The organism is Microbacterium sulfonylureivorans (assembly GCF_003999995.1).
Taxonomy (GTDB): Bacteria; Actinomycetota; Actinomycetes; order Actinomycetales; family Microbacteriaceae; genus Microbacterium; species Microbacterium sulfonylureivorans.
This window is the reverse complement of the sequence record NZ_RJAD01000001.1, coordinates 667,044-685,886: the sequence shown is the minus strand read 5'-3', so window position 1 is coordinate 685,886 and position 18,843 is coordinate 667,044. Positions and strand designations below refer to the sequence as shown.

The window sequence follows — 18,843 nt, the reverse complement described above, 5'->3', positions numbered from 1 at the left end:
GTGAGGCGGCAACCGCTCAGCTGGCCTCCAGCACGACCGTCGAGAGGTCGGGGCCGAACGTGAAGCGCGCGTCGACCGTCCCGCCGCGCAACACGCCGGGGAGCCAGCGCGCCGCGTCGTCCCACATGCGGGCGTACGGGACGTCGGCCAGGGTGTACCACCGCGGGGTGATCTCGTCCGTCTCGACGGGCTCGCCGAGCCAGCGGCGGCACACGAAGACCGTCGACCGCTGCGACCACGCGGGGCGCGTGGGGAAGTGGTAGTCGATCACGCCCGCTTCGCGGAGATCGGATGCCTCGACCTGCACGCCGATCTCCTCGAAGACCTCGCGCACCGCGGCGTGCCGCGGCGTCTCGTCCCGGTCGAGCTTGCCGCCGATGCCGACGATCTTCCCCCGTCCCAGACCGGTCCGCTTGTCTCCGAGGAGCACCTCGAGGCCGCTCGCGCCGGTGCGCATCAGGTACACGACGCACACCTCGGGCAAGGCCATGCCAGCAGGGTAGCCCCTGGTGGAGGTGGCATCCGCTCGGCCCCTCGCGGCCTGCCTCGGCCCGGATGTCGGCAGGCGAACGTACGGTGTGAGCATGCGGATCCTGCACACCTCGGACTGGCACATCGGGCGGTCGTTCCACGGCCACGCCACGCTCGATGCGCTCCGCGGCGTGCTCGGCGCCCTCGTCGATCAGGTGCGCGGGAACGAGGTCGACGCCGTGATCGTCGCCGGCGATGTGTTCGACTCCGCGGCGCCCGCCGCCGCCTGCTACGCGGTGCTCACCGAGACCCTCGGCGCCCTCTCCAGCGCCGGCGCCGCCGTCATCGTCACGAGCGGCAACCACGACTCCGCCGCGCGTCTCGGGTTCCAGTCGTCGCTGCTGCGCGACGGCATCCACGTGGTCACCGATCCGCTCGCGACCGGCACCCCGATAACCCTCGACGACGAGCACGGGCCGGTCCACTTCTACGGCATCCCGTTCCTCGAGCCCGCGCTCGTGCGCCACCTCTGGCCCGACGCCGGTCTGCGCTCGCAGCGCCTCACGATGGAGCACGCGATGGGGCTGGTGCGGGCCGACGCGGCCCGGCGCGGAGGCCGATCGGTCGCGATCGCCCACTGCTTCGCCGCGGGAGTGGATGCCACCCCCGGCGTCGAGCGCGAGATCCGGCAGGGCAGTCTCGACGTCGTGCCGATCTCGGCGTTCGACGGTCCCGACTACGTCGCGCTGGGGCACATCCACGGCCGGCAGAGACTCTCCGACCGGGTCCGCTACGCAGGAGCTCCGCTGCACTACAGCTTCGGCGAGGCCGACAAGCCGCGGGGGTCGTGGCTCGTCGAGCTCGACGCCGACGGGTTCGCGGCAGCGGAGTGGCTCGACCTCCCGGTGCCCCGCCGGCTGGTGACGATCCGCGGCGCCCTCGACGACCTGATCGCCGACGAGCGGTTCGCCCACGCCGCCGACGCATGGGTGTGCGCGCAGTACACCGACTCCACCCCGCAGTCCGATCCCATGCGCCGGCTCCAGGCCCGTTTCCCGTTCTGCGCGACGGTCCTGCACACGCCCGAGGGCGCGCGCGGCGACGACGGACTCACGTATGCCCGCCGGGTGCGGCAGGCACGGTCCGACGCCGAGCTCGTCGACGCGTTCCTCGGGCACGTGCGCGACGGCGAAGGGGCATCCGAGCGCGAGGCCGAGGTCATCCGCGACGTGATCGACGAGCGGTCGCTGGTGGAGGCGACGGCGTGAGGCTCCACCGGCTCGAGCTGACCGGCTTCGGCCCGTTCCGCGAACGGCAGGTCGTCGACTTCGACGCGTTCGCCGACGACGGCATCTTCCTCATCGCTGGCCGAACCGGCGCGGGCAAGTCGAGCGTGCTCGACGGCGTCACGTTCGGTCTGTACGGCGGCGTGCCGCGCTACGACGGGTCCGAGCGGCGGCTGCGCAGCGACCACTGCGCGCCCGAAGACCCCACGAGCGTGAGCGTCGAGTTCAGCGCCACCGGCCGCCGATGGCGCGTGACGAGGTCGCCTGAGTATGAGCGGCCCAAGCAGCGGGGCACGGGCATGACGACCGAGCCGCACCGGGCGCAGCTCGACGAGCTCGTCGACGGCGACTGGATCGGCCGTGCCGCGCGACCGGTCGACGTCGCGCGAGAGCTCGACGAGATCCTGGGGCTGAGCCAGCAGCAATTCCTGCAGGTCATCCTCCTCGCCCAGAACCGCTTCGCCGAGTTTCTGCTCGCGAAGAACGACGACCGGCAGAAGCTGCTCCGGCGACTCTTCGGCACCCGCACCTACGAGGGCTACCAGGCGGCCCTCGAGCAGCGCCGAAAGGACGCCGAGCGAGACCTTGCATCCGCGGGCGACGGTGTCGCGCTGCTCCTCGGAGAGGCCGAGCGACTGCTCGCAGCCGAGGGTCTCGAGGGCGCGGTCGAGGGCGAACCGTCGATCGCCTCACGTCTCGATTCCGCAGACCTCGGCGTGAAACGAGCGCAGTACCGCGTCGAGACGCTGCAGCGCGAGCGCGACGAGGCGGACGCCTCGCACCGGGCGGCCGAGGCATCCCATGCGGCCGCGAGGACGCTGCGTGAGAAGCACGACCAGCGGACTCGCTCCCGGGCGGCGCTGGCCGCAGTGGAAGACGCGGAGCCGGGCATCGCCGCCGATCGCGTGACGCTCGCCCGCGCGATCGCCGCAGAGGCGCTCCGCACGCCGATCGAGTCCGCTGCCGATGCCCTCGCCGCGCAGAACCGAGCCGAAGACGGCGTACTGCGCGCCGCCGACGCGTGGCGTGCCCACACCGGCGGCGATGCGCCCGTCCGCGCCGAGCTGGAATCGCTCGTCGAGCGGCTCACCGGCGACGTGGCGGTGTGGGCGGCCGCCGAGACTCGCGAACGCGACCTCGCCCGCACCGTCGACGAGCTCGCCGCCGGGGCTGCGCAGGAGGCGGAGTTCGATGAGCTGCTCGCCGGGCTCGATGTCGTCCGCGACGCCTTTCCCGCACGTCTGGCCGAGCTCGAGATCGAGCTCGCCGCCGCACAGGGCGCCGCAGGCGGGGCGGATGCCGCGATCGCCCACCGCGACGAGATCGCCCACCGGCTCGCCGCAGCCCGTGACGCCGAGAGACTGCGTGTCGCCGCGCGCGACGCCGACGCCGCCTATCTCGCCGCCGGCGCCGAGCACGACGCCGCGCGGCGCCTCGTCACCGACCTTCTCCGGCGCCGGATCGCAGGTCACGCGGGAGAGCTGGCGGCCGGCCTGGTCGACGGCGATCCGTGCGTCGTGTGCGGTTCGACGACTCACCCGTCTCCTGCGCCGTCGTCGGACGACCCCGTCTCCGACGACCAGGTAGCCGAGGCCGAGGCGCTCCGCGACGCGGCGGCGGCGGTGGAGTCCGCGGCCAATGCGCGGGCGACGGCCTCGCGCGAAGAACTCACCGCGGCGGCGGCGCGCGCCGGCGGCGAACAGGTCGCCGCCCTGACGACGGCGCTCGCGAGCGCCGAGGCCGCCGTTGCCACGGCGACCGAGGCCGCCGCGCTCCGCGACCGGCTGACGACGCGGCGTGATGCGCTCGTCGTCGCCGAGGCCGACGCGCGCGCGGAGCGCGAGGCGCTGGCCGCGCGGCTCGCGGCGCTGCGCGAACGGCTCGCCGGACTCGCCGCGCGTGCCGAGTCCGCTCGCATCGCCGTCGACGACGCCCGGGGCGGGTTCGACACCGTCGCGGCGCGCATCGCCGAAGCGACAGGTCGGCGTCGCCTCGCCGCAGCGCTCATCGACGCCCTGAGCGCGGCCGAGACGGCAGGCGACGCCGCGCGACGCGTCGAGCGCGACCGCGACGCGAGGGTCGCGGCATCCGACTTCGCCGACGCAGCGGAGGCGACCGCCGCGCTGCTCGGACCCGCCGAGCGCGCATCGCTCGACGGGGCGATCCGCGAGCACGAGGTCACGCTGCGCACCGAGCGCGATCGGCTGCGCGATCTCGAGCTCGACCTCGCGGGTGAGCCGGAGGAACCCGTCGACGTGGCGGGGGCCGCAGCGGCGCTCGCGACCGCCCGTCAGCGGTGGATCGACGCCGTCGACAGGGCTGCCCAGGCAATGCAGGCGGCCCAGCGCCTCGCCGATCTCGTTTCACGGGCGGCCGGCGCCCACGCGGCCATCGGCGGTCTCGTCGACGACCACGCGGTGATCGAGCGCCTGGCGAACACGGTTGCCGGGCGAGCGCCCAACACCCATCGCATGACACTCGAGTCGTTCGTGCTCGCGGCCGAGCTCGAAGAGATCGTCGAGTCGGCGAACCTTCGCCTGTCCGACATGTCGGCGGGTCGCTACCGGCTTCAGCACAGCGATGCGCTCGCGGCACGCGGGGCGTCCTCGGGTCTCGGGCTCGAGATCATGGACGCCCACACCGGCATGGCCCGCCCCCCGCAGTCGCTCTCCGGCGGCGAGACGTTCCTCGCGTCGCTCGCCCTCGCGCTCGGTCTCGCCGAAGTCGTCACGGCCCGCGCCGGCGGTGTCCGTCTCGACACGCTCTTCATCGACGAGGGGTTCGGCTCGCTCGATGACGACACCCTCGAGCTCGCGATGCGAACTCTCGACGAGCTGCGACAAGGCGGACGGACGGTGGGCCTCATCAGCCACGTCGCCGCGATGAAGGAGCAGATCCCCGCGCAGCTCTCGGTCCAGGCCACCCCGCACGGACCGAGTGTGATCCGGCAGGACGCAGTCACCACCGTCTGACGGCCGTCATTGCCCGGATCGATACGCGGGTGTATCGTTCGCGCCAGGTCGGTCCCTGGGGCACCGATCGAGTTCGACAGCCGGCATGACCGGCCGCGGCGTCGTGCCGCGCCAACTCCATCCACAACGCCGTACGGAGTACACACATGCGCATCTCAGTCCGGGCGCGTCGCGCCGTCGCCACCCTCGCCGCTTCGGCGGTCATCCTCACCGGAAGCCTGTTCACGGCGAACTCGGCGCACGCGGCACCGCTGCCGCCTGACAACGTGAACGTCATGGCCGCGCTCGGTGACTCGATCACGCAGGCGTCCATGACCTGCAGCAGCCTCGTCAACTGCCCGGCCAACAGCTGGGCGACCGGCACCACGACATCGGTCGCCTCGCACCTGCTCCGCCTCCGGCAGACGGCGGCGCCCGACAACGCCGTGGGCTACAACAACTCCGTCGCCGGCGCCGCGTCGAGCGCGCTCAACGCGCAGGCGCAGAAGGCCGTCACGCAGGGCGCCAAGTACGTCACCATCGAGATCGGTGCGAACGACGCGTGCACGAAGACGGTGACGGCGATGACACCGACGACCACCTTCAAGGCCAACGTGCAGGCCGCACTCGCGACGCTGTCGACGAGCCCGGCCGCTCCGCGCGTGTTCGTGGCGAGCATCCCGAACCTGCAGCGGATGTACGACCTCAACAGATCGAGTCTCAGCGCGCGGTTCGCGTGGGGTCTGCTCAGGACCTGCCAGTCGATGCTCGCGAACCCGACGAGCACCAAGGCGGCCGACGTCCAGCGCCGCGCTGCGGTGCAGCAGCGCGTCAACGAGTACAACCAGGCACTCGCCGAGGCGTGCGCCGCCTACGCCGCGTGCCGCTATGACGGCGGTGCCGTCGCCGGCTACGCGTTCACCAAGGCCGACATCTCGACGCGGGACTACTTCCACCCGTCGCTGTCGGGCCAGGCGACGCTGGCAGCGATCACCTGGGCGAAGACGCAGTGGGTGTCATGACGCGCTGAGCCCTATGCGGAGAGCGGGCCGGTTCGTGCGAATCGGCCCGCTCTCGTTCCGCGTCGGACTACTCGACCAGGTGCTGCTGCGCGGCGTCGTACACCGTGTCGTAGAAACGGGTGGCCTGCTCCTCGGTGAAGACGCCGCCGCTCGCCGCGGAGAGAGACGTGATGATCGCCTCGCGGCCGACATCGCCCGTCACGACGAGACCCTTGCCCAGTTCGACGAGCACCTCGTCCGGGTACACCTGGCTCAGCATCTCCTCGGTGATCGACGGTTCGATCTCCTGCATGATCGCGGTGATCTCGGGGCGGATCTGCGCGAGGAAGGCGGCTTCGTCGTAGGTGCCTGACGCCTCCTCGCCGCCCTCCTCGGTCGACTCGTCGTCGGGGGTCGTCTCGGACGACGGGAACGGGCTGGGCTCGCCGCCGACCGACTCCGTCGAGACCGCCGCGATGCTCAGGATCACGGCGAGGCTCATGGCCGCGATCCATGCGAGCCCGCCCAGGATCGCGATCGCGATCGCTCCGATGCCGAGGCCCTTTCCGCCCTGCTTCCTGCTGGCGAGGGTGATGATCCCGAGGACGAGCGCTGCGAGCAGCATCACGCCGCCGATCACCGCGAGGACGATCGAGATCCACAGGAGCGGGATGAATGCCGCAGCGACGAGGGCGAGGCCGCCGATCCCGGCGCCGAGCGCGATCCACCCCAGTGTGCGGGGGCGGTCCGCGCCCGAGACGGATGCCGCACCCGGCGGAGTCGCCTGCGCGAGGTTTCCGTACGGGGGTGCTGCATAGCCCGTCTGTCCGTAGGCACCCGGGTCGCTCACGGGCCGGCCGTAGCCCTGCGGCGGATACCCCGCCTGACCGGCGGGCGGGTAGACCTCGGTGGGCTGGGCGTCGGCTGCGGGCGGGAGACCGGCGGGCGGGTAGACCTCGGTGGGCTGGGCGTCGGCTGCGGGCGGGAGGCCGGCGGGCGGGTAGACCTCGGTGGGCTGGGCGTCCGGCGAGGCCGGGTCGGAGTCAGTCTGTGCCGCCGACGGCTCCTCCGGCTGAGGAGGAGAAGGTTCGGTGGGGTTCGACATGGTGATCCTTGCTGAGGGGAGGAGGCACGCGTGGCGTGACGAGCGAGAGCGGACGCGCGGAGCGGCAGGCGCTCATCACGGCCTCCCAGACTATCTAGGCTGTTCTCGTGAACAAGAGCACGCTGTGGACCGTCGTCGGAGTCGTCGTGGCGGTCGTCATCGCCTGGGTGCTGGTGGACGTGCTGTTCTCGCTGCTGTGGTTCATCGGCAAGCTCGTCATCGTCGCCGTCGTCGCGGCGATCGTGTTCTTCGTGCTGCGCGGACTCTTCACGCGCAGGGAGTGACGGCTAGACGCCGTACTCTGCGCGGATGGTGTCGCGCAGCTGGTGGCTGCACGCCGTCACGGTCGCGCGCCAGTCGGTGATCGCATCGTCCTGCGCGCGGTCCGACACGGCCTTGAGCACGCGGATCGGCAGGCCGAACTGCTCGGCGACCCACACGTAGGCGTAGGTCTCCATGTCGACCAGCCCGGCACCGAGCGGTCGGATGACCGAGACGGCCTCCGCGTCGTCGACGAAGTGGTCGCCGGTCGCGATCGTGACGCCTTCGCGGCCGAGCTCCATGCGGGTCGGCAGCGAGACGTGCTGGCCCACGATGCCGTCGATGTCGGTGACGTCGTGCTGGATCGCGGCGTCGATGTCGTACACGTCGGCGTCGAGGCGGGCGTCGATCGCTCCGGCGGTGCCGACCACGACGATCTCTTCATAGGCGCGGGCGTCGAGCGCGCGCGTCAGGGCATAGGTGGCCTGGAGCTTGCCCGGACCGGTCACGAGCCGGTCGAAGCCGGGGAGGTCATCGGGAAAGGCGACGAGTTCGGCTTCGAGGGCCGCGACGAGGAGCTTCACCCCACCATTCTCCCCGCTCCCGGCTGTACGAACGGTGTGGCGCGGGCCCGCGCGAGCCACATCGACCGATCCCGCCGGACGCCCGCGATCCGACCGCACGCGGCGGACGCCGATAGCCTGGGCCGGATGGCGAGCACCGGAGTCTCAGGAACATTCCCGCCCACCGCGGCGATCCCGCTGACCCCGGGCGCGCGCTGGCGGGCGTTCTGGGTGTGCGTGGCCGTCGCCGCGATCACGATCCTCGACCTCACCAAGGTCAACGTCGCCCTGCCGTCGATCGGCGAGGTCCTCGACGCCGGGTCGACCGAACTGCAGCTCATCGTGTCGGGGTTCGTCCTCACGTTCGGCCTCGTCCTCGTTCCCGCCGGGCGCCTCGGCGACCAGCGCTCGCGCCGGATGCTGTTCGTGGTCGGGCTCTCGCTCTACACCGTGACGAGCATCATCTGCGCCCTCGCGCCGACAGCGACGGTTCTGCTCGTCGGACGGCTCCTGCAGGGGGTGGCTGCCGGCATCCAGATGCCGCAGGTGCTCGGGATGGCGCAGGAGCTGTTCCAGGGCAAGGAGCGCGGGCGAGCGTTCGGCCTGTTCGGCGCCACCATCGGCGTGGCGACGGCGTTCGGCCCGACGGTCGGCGGCCTGCTGATCGCGTTGGGCGGTCCGACGGATGGCTGGCGGCTCATCTTCTGGATGAACGTGCCGCTGTGCCTGATCGCGATCGCGCTCGTCCTGTGGATGCTCCCGTCCACGAGGACGCGTTCGCGCCGCAAGGTGCAGCTCGACCCGGTGGGGGTGCTGCTCTTCGGGGCAGCCGTCGTCGCCCTGATGTGGCCGTTCCTGTTCACGACGGGCGCGCCGACCGACAACCCGGCCCGATGGTGGCTGCTGATCGTCTTCGCGCTCTTCCTGACCGCGTTCCTCGCGTGGGAGCGCCGCTACCTGGCTCGGGGCAGGAGTCCGCTCATCCCGCTGAAGCTGTTCCGCATCGGGTCGTACCGCAACGGGACGATGCTGCAGACCGCGTACTTCACGGCCGCCCCGGCCCTCTTCCTGACCACCACGCTCTTCCTCCAGATCGGGCTCGGCCTCGCCCCGGTGTACGCGGGCATGGTCTCGATCGGGTTCGCGCTCGCGAGCGCCGTCACCTCGTGGGTCGGCGGCAACCTCGTCGGCCGCTTCGGCCGGATCGTGGTCGTCTGGGGACTCGCCGCGATGCTCGCCTGCGTCGGGGGCCTGGTGCTCGCCGCCGTCTACGTCGATCCCGCGTGGACCCCGTACGTCATGGCCGCCGTGATGACCGTCGGCGGTGCGGGCGGCGGCCTCGTCATCGCCCCGAACCAGACGCTCACGCTCATGGACATCCCCGTCAAGCAGGGCGGCGTTGCCGGCTCGGTCGGCCAGCTCGGCCAGCGCATCGGCGCGGCGATCGGCACGGCCGTGGCGCTGTCCCTCTTCTATGCGACGATCTACCGCGAGAGCGGGAACGAGGACGCGACCGTCGCCTATCACGACGCCTACGCCTTCGGGATGATCTCGGTGGGGCTGTTCCTCGCGATCGCCTTCATGGTGGCGATCGTCGACCTCACCGCGCGCCGCAAGGGCGAGGCCGGAGCCCGGGTCACCGCGAAGGCCTGAGCGGGTCGCCGAGAGCGATCGGCGTCATCACGACGTGTCGGCGATCGCGCACCCACCTCGCGCCGCTCGCACGGAGTTCGGCGCGGGTCGTGAAGCGATAGCGGTAGGCGACCGCCCGCACCCACGCCGGGCGGCTGCCCGCGAACGGATCGCCGTCCAGGAGGCGGAGGGTCGCGGCATCCGCCTGCAGCAGGCGCAGGAGGAACGCCGTGAACCAGTCGTCCAGCGAACGGCCGAGCGGAAGGAACCACATGAGCCAGTCCAGCCGCAGATGGTACGGGGCGAACTGGCGGGGGATGCGGCGAAGGTCGCCCGGCTTGCCCTTGAACGCGTACTCGCGCCAGACCGCGGTGTCCGGGTCGTCGTCGAGCGTGCCCTCGACGACGATCTCGATCCGCTCCTTCGTGACCGTGCCGAACGCACCGTAGGCGTTGGCGAGCTGCCAGCGGTTGAAGCTCGCGTTCATCAGCTGACGATGCGCGAACAGGTTCTTCAGCGGCCACCAGCTGAGCACGACGTACAGCGCGCCGACCAGGCACGTGACGACGAGCCAGGGGAGCGGCATCCCGTCGACCACCCACGGCGGATCCTCCGACGGCGGTGTCCCAGGCGCGCCGACCCCCGGGAGCCCGATCGCAGAGAACGCGATCACCACCGTCGCCCAGTTGAGCCACGCGAAGTTGCCCGTCACGATGAGCCACAGCTGAGTCGCGATGACGACCGCGGCGGCCGCGGCGCCGACGATCGCCGGTCCGGGCCCCGGTACCCAGAGCCCGAGCAGCGGCGCGAACAGGAACCACGGCACCACCAGCTGCGCGAAGTGGTTGCCGAGCACCTCGCCGCGGTGGAACCAGCGGGGCAGCAGGTGCGCCTGCCGGCTGAGCGGTCCGGGCATCGGCTGCGTCTCGTGGTGGTAGGTGAGGGCCGTGAGGTCGCGCCACTCTCGTCCGCCGCGGATCTTGATCATGCCGGCGCCGAACTCGAGGCGGAACACGAGCCACCAGAACAGGACCACGACCACGGTCGGCGCAGGCTCGGTGGACGATCCGAGGAACGCAGCGAGGAACCCGGCTTCGAGCAGCAGCATCTCCCACCCGAAGCCGTAGAACGTCTGCCCGATGCTCACGACCGACATGTACCCCAGCCACAGCGCGAGGAAGCAGACCATCGGCGCCCAGGGCGTGAGCAGCTGCGGGATGCCGCACACGAGTGCCGCAGCGATGGCGATGCCCGTCCAGCACAGCGCCGCGAGCCGTCGATCGGTGTAGCCCAGCCGGCGGAACAGCGTCGGCCGCAGCATCCGTCCTCGCGGCGATGTGCGCGCCCACTCGAGGAGCTCCGGGGCGGGGAGGAGTCCGCGCTCGCCGAGCAGCGGACGGAACTGGTTCAGCGTCGAGACGAACGCGATGACGAACAGTGCTGCGATGCCCCGCTGGAGCACCTGCCGCGCGAACTCGAAGTCGACCGCTGCGAAGCCGTCCATGCTGTCACGTCCGGAAGAGGTCCTCGGGGTCGACGCGCAGGCCCCGCGTGTCGCGCAGCGCCTGGCGCGCGGCGTACCAGCCGGGCATGCCCGTCACCCCCGGCCCGGGCGGCGAGGCCGCCGACGCCAGGTAGACGCCCCGCATCGGCGTGCGCCACGGAGTCGTCGACACCGTCGGACGCCGGATCGCCTGGGCGAAGGTGAAGGCGCCGCCGAGGATGTCGCCTCCGATGTCGGCCGGGTTGTAGGCGAACCGCTCGGCCGCCGTCATCGTGCTCGTCGCGATGACGCGGTCGCGGAATCCGGGGGCGAAGCGCTCGACCTGACGCGTGATGAGCTCCGTCGCGTCGAGCGATGAGCCGGCGGGCACATGGATGTACGTCCACAGCACGTGCTTGCCTTCCGGCGCCCGCGTCGGGTCGAGCACCGTAGGCTGCACGGCCAGCACGTACGGCCGGTCGGTGACGGAGCCCCGCGCGACCGCGTTCTCGCTCGCCTCCACCTCGGCGCGGGTTCCGCCGAGGTGCACGGTCGGCGCCCGCGCGACATCGGGATGCAGCCACGGCACGGGCCCGTCGAGCGCGAAGTCGACCTTCGCCGCCGCCGCCCCGTATCGATAGCGCCGGATCGCCGCGGCGTACCGGGCGGGGATGTCGGGGTGCGTGAGAGCGAGTCGCGGCGTCGTGTCGAGGAGAAGCAGGTCGCCCGCATCCGGATCGCCCCAGTCGAGGCCGTCGAGGGTCGAGACGAGGCTCCCGGTCTCGATCTCGCCGCCGTGCGCGCGAAGGTCGTCGGCGAGCACGTCGGCGATGCGCTGAGCACCGCCGCGGGGGAACGCCCAGCCGTCGCCCGCGTGGCCGTGGGCGGCGAGGAACAGGCCCGACGCCGCGGCGCCGACGCTCGGCAGACGGGAGTTCGAATGGGCGAGGACCCCGGCGAGCAGGGCATCGGCCTCCTCGGTCGCGAACGTCCCCCGGCCCAGGGCCGAGCCGAGCTGCAGTGCGCGCAGGCCGTAGCGCACGGTGGTGATCGGATGCCGAGGCCACCGCAGCAGCTGCGATCCCGTGAAGTCCACGACGGCGTCGAGGTGCGCGCTCAGCGGACGGAGCGCCGCGAGCCACATCCGGCCGTCGCGGCCGAGGCCGGCGGCGGTGCGCTCGATGTCGCGCCACGCGATCGCCGCCCGGCCGCCGTCGAGCGGCTGGGCGTAGGACGCCTCGGGGCGGATCCACTCGATGCGCTCGCCGAGACCGAAGGCGCGGAAGAACGGCGACGACAGCGCCGCAGGATGCACCGCCGAGCACACGTCGTGGACGAACCCGGGGAGCGTCAGCTCCGCGCTGCGGACGCCCCCGCCGACGGTGGCGGACGACTCGAGCACCCGCACCTCGTAACCCGCCCGCGCGAGTGCGACGGCGGCCGAGAGCCCGTTGGGCCCGCTGCCGACCACGGTCGCGCGTCTGGCCATGGCTCCATCCTGGCACCGATGCGAGGGCATCCGTCACAGGGTCGTCGACGGGAAGGACCGGCGGCGTCGCAATCACTCCGCGCGGCGCACTTCCTCCACGCGACAAGCCGCGACAAGATGAATGGGCGGCTCCGCCGCGGGAAGAGGTGGGACATGGAATCCGTGCTGCTCGACACCCCGGCGGGGATCACCGCCCGCCTCGGCTGGGATCCGAAGATCCCCGAGCACGACCGCAAGCGGACGCTCGCACGCGAGATCGTCTCGGCTCAGCTCGGCGTCGACCCGAAGTCCGTGCTGATCGAACGGGAGGCGCCGGGGAGGTTCGGCTTCCACACCCAGCTGATCGCAGAGGTCGACGGCCAGGAGGTGCCCCTCGGCATCCGCAACGCCAACTTCCGCGCGGCGACGGTCGTCGCGGTCGCCGATCCCGCCGTCCCGCTCGGCCTCGACCTGCGCGATGCGCATCCCGACGAGCCGACGCTGCACGAGATGAGGCGGCACTCGCACCTGTACGACGAGGGCAACCTCGATCAGCTCATCGCCCACTGGACCCGCGTCCAGGCGATCCGTGACGCCGACGGGCGCGGCGCCCGCGTCGCCGCCGACCATGTGCGGCTCGACAGCCCGCTGACCAAGGGGTGGATCCCGGATCGCCGCGTCTACTACCAGCTCGCCGACTTGTCCCGCGACAGCTGGGTCATCACGCTCGCGTACGGCGCCGCGCCGGTCTGAGCGCCGGGCCCGGTGTTCGGGGCGTGTGCCGTCGTTCGGGGCAGGTCATACGCGCCCCGAACGACACGAGGCGCCCCGAACGCCATCGGTGACGCCACGCCACGGAGTCGGGACGCCGCGGGCGCGGCATCCGCTCACTCCTCGACGAGCTCCGGCAGAGCAGCCTTGAGCTCCGCGAGCCACACGGTGGCGTTGCCGTCGGACGGCGCCCGCCAGTCGCCTCGGGGCGACAGCGAGCCCGCCGGCGAGACCTTCGGCCCGTTGGGGATCGCCGAGCGCTTGAACTGCGCGAAGGCGAAGTAGCGCCGCAGGAACACCTGCAGCCACTTCGCGACGGTCGGAAGGTCGTACGCGAACCGGTCGTCGGCGGGGAATCCGGGGGGCCACGCCCCGGCATCCTTGTCGCCCCAGGCCGCGGCCGCGAGGAAGGCGATCTTCGACGGGCGGAACCCGTATCGGAGGATGTGGAACAGCGCGAAGTCGTGGAGCGAGTAGGGACCGATGCGGTCCTCGGTCGACTGCATCTTCCCGTCCTGTCCGGCGGGCACGAGCTCGGGGCTGATCTCGGTGTCGAGCACCGCCTGCAGCACCGCAGCCTCGGCCTCGTCGACGCCTTCCCGGTGCGCGATCACCCAGCGGATGACGTGCTGGATGAGGGTCTTCGGGACCCCGGCGTTGACGGCGTAGTGGCTCATCTGGTCGCCGACGCCGTACGTCGCCCAGCCGAGCGCGAGCTCGGACAGGTCGGAGGTGCCGATGACCATGCCGCCGTGCTGGTTCGCCAGACGGAAGAGGAAGTCGGTGCGGATGCCCGCCTGCACGTTCTCGAACGTCACGTCGTGGACGGGCTCGCCGTCGGCGAACGGATGCCCGATGCCCTCGAGGATCTCGCTCGCGGCGGGACGTATGTCGATCGTCTCGATCGAGGCGCCGACCGACTCGGCCAGGGCGATCGCGTTCGACTTGGTGTGCTCGCTCGTCGCGAACCCGGGCATCGTGTACGCCAGGATGTCGCTGCGCGGCCGGCCCATGCGATCCATCGCACGAGCGACCACGAGCAGCGCATGCGTCGAGTCGAGCCCGCCGCTGACCCCGATCACCGGCTTCGGTCCGCCGATCGCCCGCATTCGCTGCTCGAGGCCCGACACCTGGATGTTGAAGGCCTCGTAGCAGTCCTGGGCGAGGCGGGTGGGATCGTCGGGCACGAACGGGAACCGGTCGAGCGGGCGGCGCAGGCCGATGTCGGTCGCGGGCGGCTCGAGCTCGAAGTGCACCACGCGGAACTGCGGATCGTGCGTGCGGCGGTTGTCGTCGAACGTGCCCTGGCGCAGGCGGTCCTGCCGGAGGCGGTCGAGATCGACGTCGGCGACCGAACGTCGGGGCCCGTCGGGGAAGCGCTCCGTCTCGGCGAGCAGCATCCCGCCCTCGTAGACCATGGTCTGGCCGTCCCACGAGAGGTCGTTCGTCGACTCGCCCATGCCCGCAGCGGCATACGCGTACGCGGCGAGGCAGCGCAGCGACTGCGACTGGCACAGGTCCTTGCGATCCTCGGCCCGCGCGATCGTGATCGGGCTGCCGCTCAGGTTGAGCAGGACGGTGGCGCCGGCGAGCGCGGCGCCCGCCGACGGCGGGATCGGCACCCAGACGTCTTCGCACACCTCGGCGTGCACCACGAGCCCGGGGACGTCGAGCGCCTCGAACAGCAGGTCGGGACCGAACGGCGCCTCGAGCCCGCCCACGCGGATGTACTCCTCCGCCTGGTCGTCGCCGGGCGCGTACCAGCGGCGCTCGTAGAACTCCCGGTAGGTCGGCAGGTACGACTTCGGCGCGACGCCCAGCAGTTCGCCGCGGTGGATCACCACGGCGCAGTTGTAGAGACGGCTGCGGTGGCGCAGCGGTGCGCCCACCACGAGCATCGGGAAGAGATCCTCGGATGCCTCCACCAGCCGCTCGATCGCACGCACGACGGCGTCCAGGACGGCGTCCTGCATCACGAGATCGTCGATCGAGTACCCGGTGAGGCACAGCTCCGGGAACAGCGCGACCGCGACGGAGTCGGCGTCGCACTCGCGCGCCGTGGCGAGGACGGCGTCGGCGTTCGCCGCCGGGTCGGCGATCGCCACGGGGAGGGTGCAGGCTGCGATCCGGGCGAATCCGTGCCGGTAGGCGCTCTCGAAAGGGAGGCTCATGCCCCCAGTCTGGCAGGACGCGTCCGGTGACGGCGAGGGCGTGCCTCCGGGGGAGGAGGTGTCGGATGCCGCGGTTATGGTCATAAGGGAAAGGCGGGCATGCGATACATCGAAGACGAAGGCCGGATCGTCTGGAGCGCGAGCGACCTCAAGGCGGCTGCCGAGTGCGAGTTCGCGTGGCTTCGTGCGATCGACGCCAAGCTCGGGCGCGTGGTCGCGGTCGAAGACCCCGAAGACCTCACCCTCCAGCGCGCCGGCCGGCTCGGCACCGCCCACGAGCTGCAGGTCCTCGCCGACTACGTCGAGCGCTTCGGCACCGGCGTGGTCGAGATCCCCGAGACGCGCTCGTCGCACGCGGACGCGCTCGCCGAGGCGGTCGCATTGACCGATGCGGCGCTGGCCTCCGACGCGGACGTCGTCTACCAGGCAGCCTTCGCGACGAGCGACTTCGTCGGCTTCGCCGACTTCCTCGTGCGCGACGGGGCCGGCCGGTGGGTCGTGCAGGACACCAAGCTCGCCCGCCACGCCCGCGTCACGGCGCTCATGCAGCTGGCCGCCTACGTCGACCAGCTCGACCGCCTGGGCGTGGCGCGCGCCGACCGGGTCGAGCTGCTCCTCGGCGACGGCAGCGTCAGCGTGCACGACGTCGACGACCTGATGCCCGTCTTCGTGCTCCGCCGCGAGCGGCTGGCGGCGCTCATCGCCGATCGCCGGCTCGACCTCGGTGCGGCGGGCGAGGCGATCGCCTGGGGCGATCCCCGTGGCGACCTCGACGTGGTCGCCTGCGGGCGGTGCGCGACCTGCGACGCCGAGGTCGTGGCATCCCGCGATCTCCTCCTCGTCGCGGGCATGCGCCCCGTGCAGCGCGAACGGCTCCGCGCCGGGGGAGTGCGCACGATCGAAGACCTCGCCGCCGCGGCGACCGGCCCCGCCGGCATGAACCCCGATACGTTCGGGATGCTTCGCACCCAGGCGCGCCTGCAGCTCGAGAGCCCTGCCGGCACGCCGCCCCTCATCGCGCCGCCGGCCGCGCACGCCGCGCCGCCGCTTCCGACGTTCGAAGTCGTCGCGCCGACGGCCCTCGGCGCACTGCCCCGTCCCGACCACGGCGACATGTTCTTCGACTTCGAAGGCGATCCGCTGCACACCGAGCCCAATCCGGCCGGGCGCGAGGGCGAGCCGGTGCAGTGGGGCATCGACTATCTCTTCGGATGGGTCGACGACCGCGAGCAGTACAGCGCGCTGTGGGCGCACACGTTCGCCGACGAGCGGATCGCGCTCGAGAGGTTCCTCGACATCGTCACGCTGCGGCGGCAGCAGCATCCCGGCATGCACATCTACCACTACGCCCCGTACGAGCCGAGCCACCTCCTCGCGATGGCAGCCCGACACGGCGTGCGCGAGGCCGACGTCGACAGGCTGCTCCGCGACGGGGTGTTCGTCGACCTCTACCCCGTCGTTCGGCGGGCTCTGCGTGTCGGCTCGCGGTCGTACTCGATCAAGAAGCTCGAGCCGCTGTACATGGGCGACGAGGTGCGCACGAGCGATGTGCAGAAGGGCGACGACTCGATCGTCCGCTATGTCGAGGCGCGCGCCCTCGCCTCCGACGGCGACGACGCGGCGGCCAAGGAGATCTTGGACGACCTCGCCGACTACAACCGCTACGACTGCGTCTCGACCCGGCGGCTGCGCGACTGGCTGGTCGATCGCGCCCGCGAGGCCGGCCTGCGTCCGTCTCCCAATCCCGAGCCCGACGAGAGGGCGTACGAGCCCTCACCCCGCGCGCTCGCCCTCGAGGCGCTCGCGGCGCACCACCCCGTCGACTCCGCCGACGCCCAGTCGCTGCGACTCGGGGCAGCCGCGATCGACTACTACCCGCGCGAGTCCAAGACCTTCTGGGCGACGCACTTCCTGCGCCTGCGCGAGCCGGTGTCCCTGTGGGAAGAGACGCGCGACGTCGCCGTCGTCGATCCCGCGCGCTCGCGCGTCGTCGAGGACTGGCACTTCGCCGAGAGCGGGCGCGGCGGCGAGCGACGCACGATCGAGCTCCGCGGCGAGCTCGCACCGGGCACGCGACTCAGCGAGGGCACCAGCCCCTTCGCGCTCTACGAGCTGCCCGCGCCGTACCCGTTCGAAGGATCGCCGCGCTGGATCCACTCGTACCGGTCCGTGACCGTGCTCGAGGTGCTCGACGACGGCGCCGTCGTCGAAGAGACTGCGGTCGACGGCGTCACGTGGGCTGAGCTGCCGATCGCGCTGACGCCGCCGTCTCCGCCGACCGCGGGCAATCAGCAGTCGGCGATCGACGCGTGGGCCGACTCCGTGATCGACGCTGCTCCCGCGCTTCCCGGCGACCCGGCGACCGACATCCTGTGCCGCCGGCGACCCCGTACGGTCACCGGCACACTGCCGGTGCCGGGCGGCGACGACGTCGATGCGATCGTGCGCGCGGTCGTCGACCTCGACCGCAGCTACCTCGCCGTCCAGGGGCCTCCGGGCACGGGCAAGACCTACGTCGGCTCGCACGTCATCGCGCGGCTCATCGCCGAGCGCGGCTACAAGGTCGGCGTGGTCGCGCAGTCGCACGCGGTCGTCGAGAACATGCTCGAGCGGATCGTCGCGGCCGGCGTCGCGAAAGAGCTGGTGGGCAAGGCGCCCAAGGTCGATCGCGACGAGTACCCGTTCACCCCGCTGCGCAAGAACGGCGTGGCGGAGTTCACCGCAGCCCGGGCCGAATCGGGCTTCGTCTTCGGCGGCACCGCATGGGACTTCAGCCACGAGGGCCGCATCCCGCGCGGCAGCCTCGACCTCCTCGTGATCGACGAAGCCGGCCAGTTCTCGCTCGCCTCGACGATCGCGGTCTCGCTCGCCGCCACTCGACTTCTCCTCCTCGGCGACCCGCAGCAGCTGCCGCAGGTCAGCCAGGGCACCCACCCCGAGCCCGTCGACACCTCGGCGCTCGGGTGGGTCATGGACGGCGCCGACGTCATCCCGCCCGAGTACGGGTACTTCCTCGCCCGCACGTGGCGCATGCACCCGGCGGTGGCCGCACCGGTGTCCGAGCTGTCGTACCGCGGCGAGCTCGCGGCCCATCCGTCGACGGCCCTGCGCATGCTCGAAGGCGTGGACGCCGGGCTCGTCGCGCTGCCGCTGCGCCACCACGGCAATGCCACGCAGTCCCTCGAAGAGGCGGCCGCCGTGGTCGAGATCGTGCAGGGTCTCGTCGGACGGGCGTGGTCCGACATCCGGGTCGACGATGACGGGGTGACGACACCCGTCGCACCCCGTCCGCTCGGCCCGCGCGACATCATCGTCGTCACGCCGTACAACGCGCAGCAGGTGGCGGTCGAGGAGGCGCTCGCCGGCGCCGGGTTCGCCGATGTGCCCGTCGGGACGGTCGACCAGTTCCAGGGTCAGGAGGCCGCCGTCGCGATCGTGTCGCTGGCCGCCTCGTCGGGGCGCGACGCCCCGCGCGGACTCGAGTTCCTGCTGCTGCGCAACCGGCTCAACGTCGCCATCTCGCGGGCGAAGCACACCGCGTACCTGATCCACTCGCCTGCGCTCCTCGACGACCTTCCGCGCACGCCCGAGGGGGTCGCCCGACTCAGCGGGTTCGCACGGCTCGTCGGCCGCGCGTGAGCGCCGCGTAGACTGCGCTCACACCGACCCAGGAGGCATCC

The 18,843-nt window shown here is 72.0% G+C and carries 13 protein-coding genes; 7 read left to right on the top strand and 6 right to left on the bottom strand.

What is annotated here, in order from left to right:
- Window positions 1-16 precede the first annotated feature (16 nt).
- The gene (locus tag EER34_RS03100) at window positions 17-490 is read right to left on the bottom strand and encodes an 8-oxo-dGTP diphosphatase (RefSeq protein WP_164743429.1); all 474 of its coding nucleotides are present in this window, start codon (window positions 488-490) and stop codon (window positions 17-19) included.
- A 94-nt stretch (window positions 491-584) separates the two neighbouring features.
- Here EER34_RS03100 and EER34_RS03095 point away from each other — a divergent pair, with 94 nt between their 5' ends.
- The 3 genes from EER34_RS03095 (at window position 585) to EER34_RS03085 (ending at window position 5,730) form a co-directional block, all read left to right on the top strand.
- Window positions 585-1,739, top strand: a complete 1,155-nt coding sequence (locus EER34_RS03095; protein ID WP_127473097.1) for an exonuclease SbcCD subunit D — start codon at window positions 585-587, stop codon at window positions 1,737-1,739.
- The gene (locus EER34_RS03090) at window positions 1,736-4,729 is read left to right on the top strand and encodes an AAA family ATPase (RefSeq protein WP_127473096.1); all 2,994 of its coding nucleotides are present in this window, start codon (window positions 1,736-1,738) and stop codon (window positions 4,727-4,729) included. Before EER34_RS03095 ends, EER34_RS03090 begins: the two co-directional genes overlap by 4 nt.
- Before the next feature lie 146 nt (window positions 4,730-4,875).
- Window positions 4,876-5,730: an SGNH/GDSL hydrolase family protein gene (locus EER34_RS03085; protein ID WP_127473095.1), complete on the top strand. Its 855-nt coding sequence runs from the start codon at window positions 4,876-4,878 to the stop codon at window positions 5,728-5,730.
- A 67-nt stretch (window positions 5,731-5,797) separates the two neighbouring features.
- On the opposite strand, the gene EER34_RS03080 is transcribed toward EER34_RS03085, so the two are convergent.
- Window positions 5,798-6,814 (bottom strand): hypothetical protein, encoded by a 1,017-nt coding sequence (locus EER34_RS03080; protein ID WP_127473094.1) that lies wholly within the window; start codon window positions 6,812-6,814, stop codon window positions 5,798-5,800.
- A gap of 107 nt (window positions 6,815-6,921) precedes the next feature.
- Between EER34_RS03080 and EER34_RS17385 the strand changes: the two genes are divergently transcribed.
- Window positions 6,922-7,098, top strand: a complete 177-nt coding sequence (locus tag EER34_RS17385; protein ID WP_164743428.1) for a hypothetical protein — start codon at window positions 6,922-6,924, stop codon at window positions 7,096-7,098.
- 3 nt (window positions 7,099-7,101) lie between these two features.
- Here EER34_RS17385 and EER34_RS03075 read toward each other — a convergent pair whose 3' ends face one another.
- Window positions 7,102-7,659, bottom strand: a complete 558-nt coding sequence (locus EER34_RS03075) for a phosphorylase family protein (protein WP_127473093.1) — start codon at window positions 7,657-7,659, stop codon at window positions 7,102-7,104.
- A 126-nt stretch (window positions 7,660-7,785) separates the two neighbouring features.
- Between EER34_RS03075 and EER34_RS03070 the strand changes: the two genes are divergently transcribed.
- Window positions 7,786-9,291, top strand: a complete 1,506-nt coding sequence (locus EER34_RS03070; RefSeq protein WP_205791330.1) for an MFS transporter — start codon at window positions 7,786-7,788, stop codon at window positions 9,289-9,291.
- On the opposite strand, the gene EER34_RS03065 is transcribed toward EER34_RS03070, so the two are convergent.
- Together EER34_RS03065 and EER34_RS03060 are read right to left on the bottom strand one after the other, a co-directional pair.
- Entirely contained in the window at window positions 9,275-10,774 is a 1,500-nt protein-coding gene (locus tag EER34_RS03065) for a lipase maturation factor family protein (RefSeq protein WP_127473092.1), read from the bottom strand. The two genes, EER34_RS03070 and EER34_RS03065, sit on opposite strands and share 17 nt — an antisense overlap.
- Window positions 10,775-10,778: 4 nt before the next feature.
- Window positions 10,779-12,242: a phytoene desaturase family protein gene (locus EER34_RS03060; protein ID WP_127473091.1), complete on the bottom strand. Its 1,464-nt coding sequence runs from the start codon at window positions 12,240-12,242 to the stop codon at window positions 10,779-10,781.
- A gap of 153 nt (window positions 12,243-12,395) precedes the next feature.
- On the opposite strand from EER34_RS03060, the gene EER34_RS03055 reads away from it, so the two are divergent.
- Window positions 12,396-12,974 carry a hypothetical protein gene (locus tag EER34_RS03055; protein ID WP_127473090.1) on the top strand — a complete coding sequence of 193 codons (579 nt, stop codon included), beginning with the start codon at window positions 12,396-12,398 and terminating at the stop codon, window positions 12,972-12,974.
- A 134-nt stretch (window positions 12,975-13,108) separates the two neighbouring features.
- Here EER34_RS03055 and EER34_RS03050 read toward each other — a convergent pair whose 3' ends face one another.
- Window positions 13,109-15,163 carry an NAD(+) synthase gene (locus EER34_RS03050; protein WP_127473089.1) on the bottom strand — a complete coding sequence of 685 codons (2,055 nt, stop codon included), beginning with the start codon at window positions 15,161-15,163 and terminating at the stop codon, window positions 13,109-13,111.
- Between the two features lie 99 nt (window positions 15,164-15,262).
- Between EER34_RS03050 and EER34_RS03045 the strand changes: the two genes are divergently transcribed.
- Window positions 15,263-18,802: a TM0106 family RecB-like putative nuclease gene (locus tag EER34_RS03045; protein ID WP_127473088.1), complete on the top strand. Its 3,540-nt coding sequence runs from the start codon at window positions 15,263-15,265 to the stop codon at window positions 18,800-18,802.
- Window positions 18,803-18,843 lie beyond the last annotated feature (41 nt).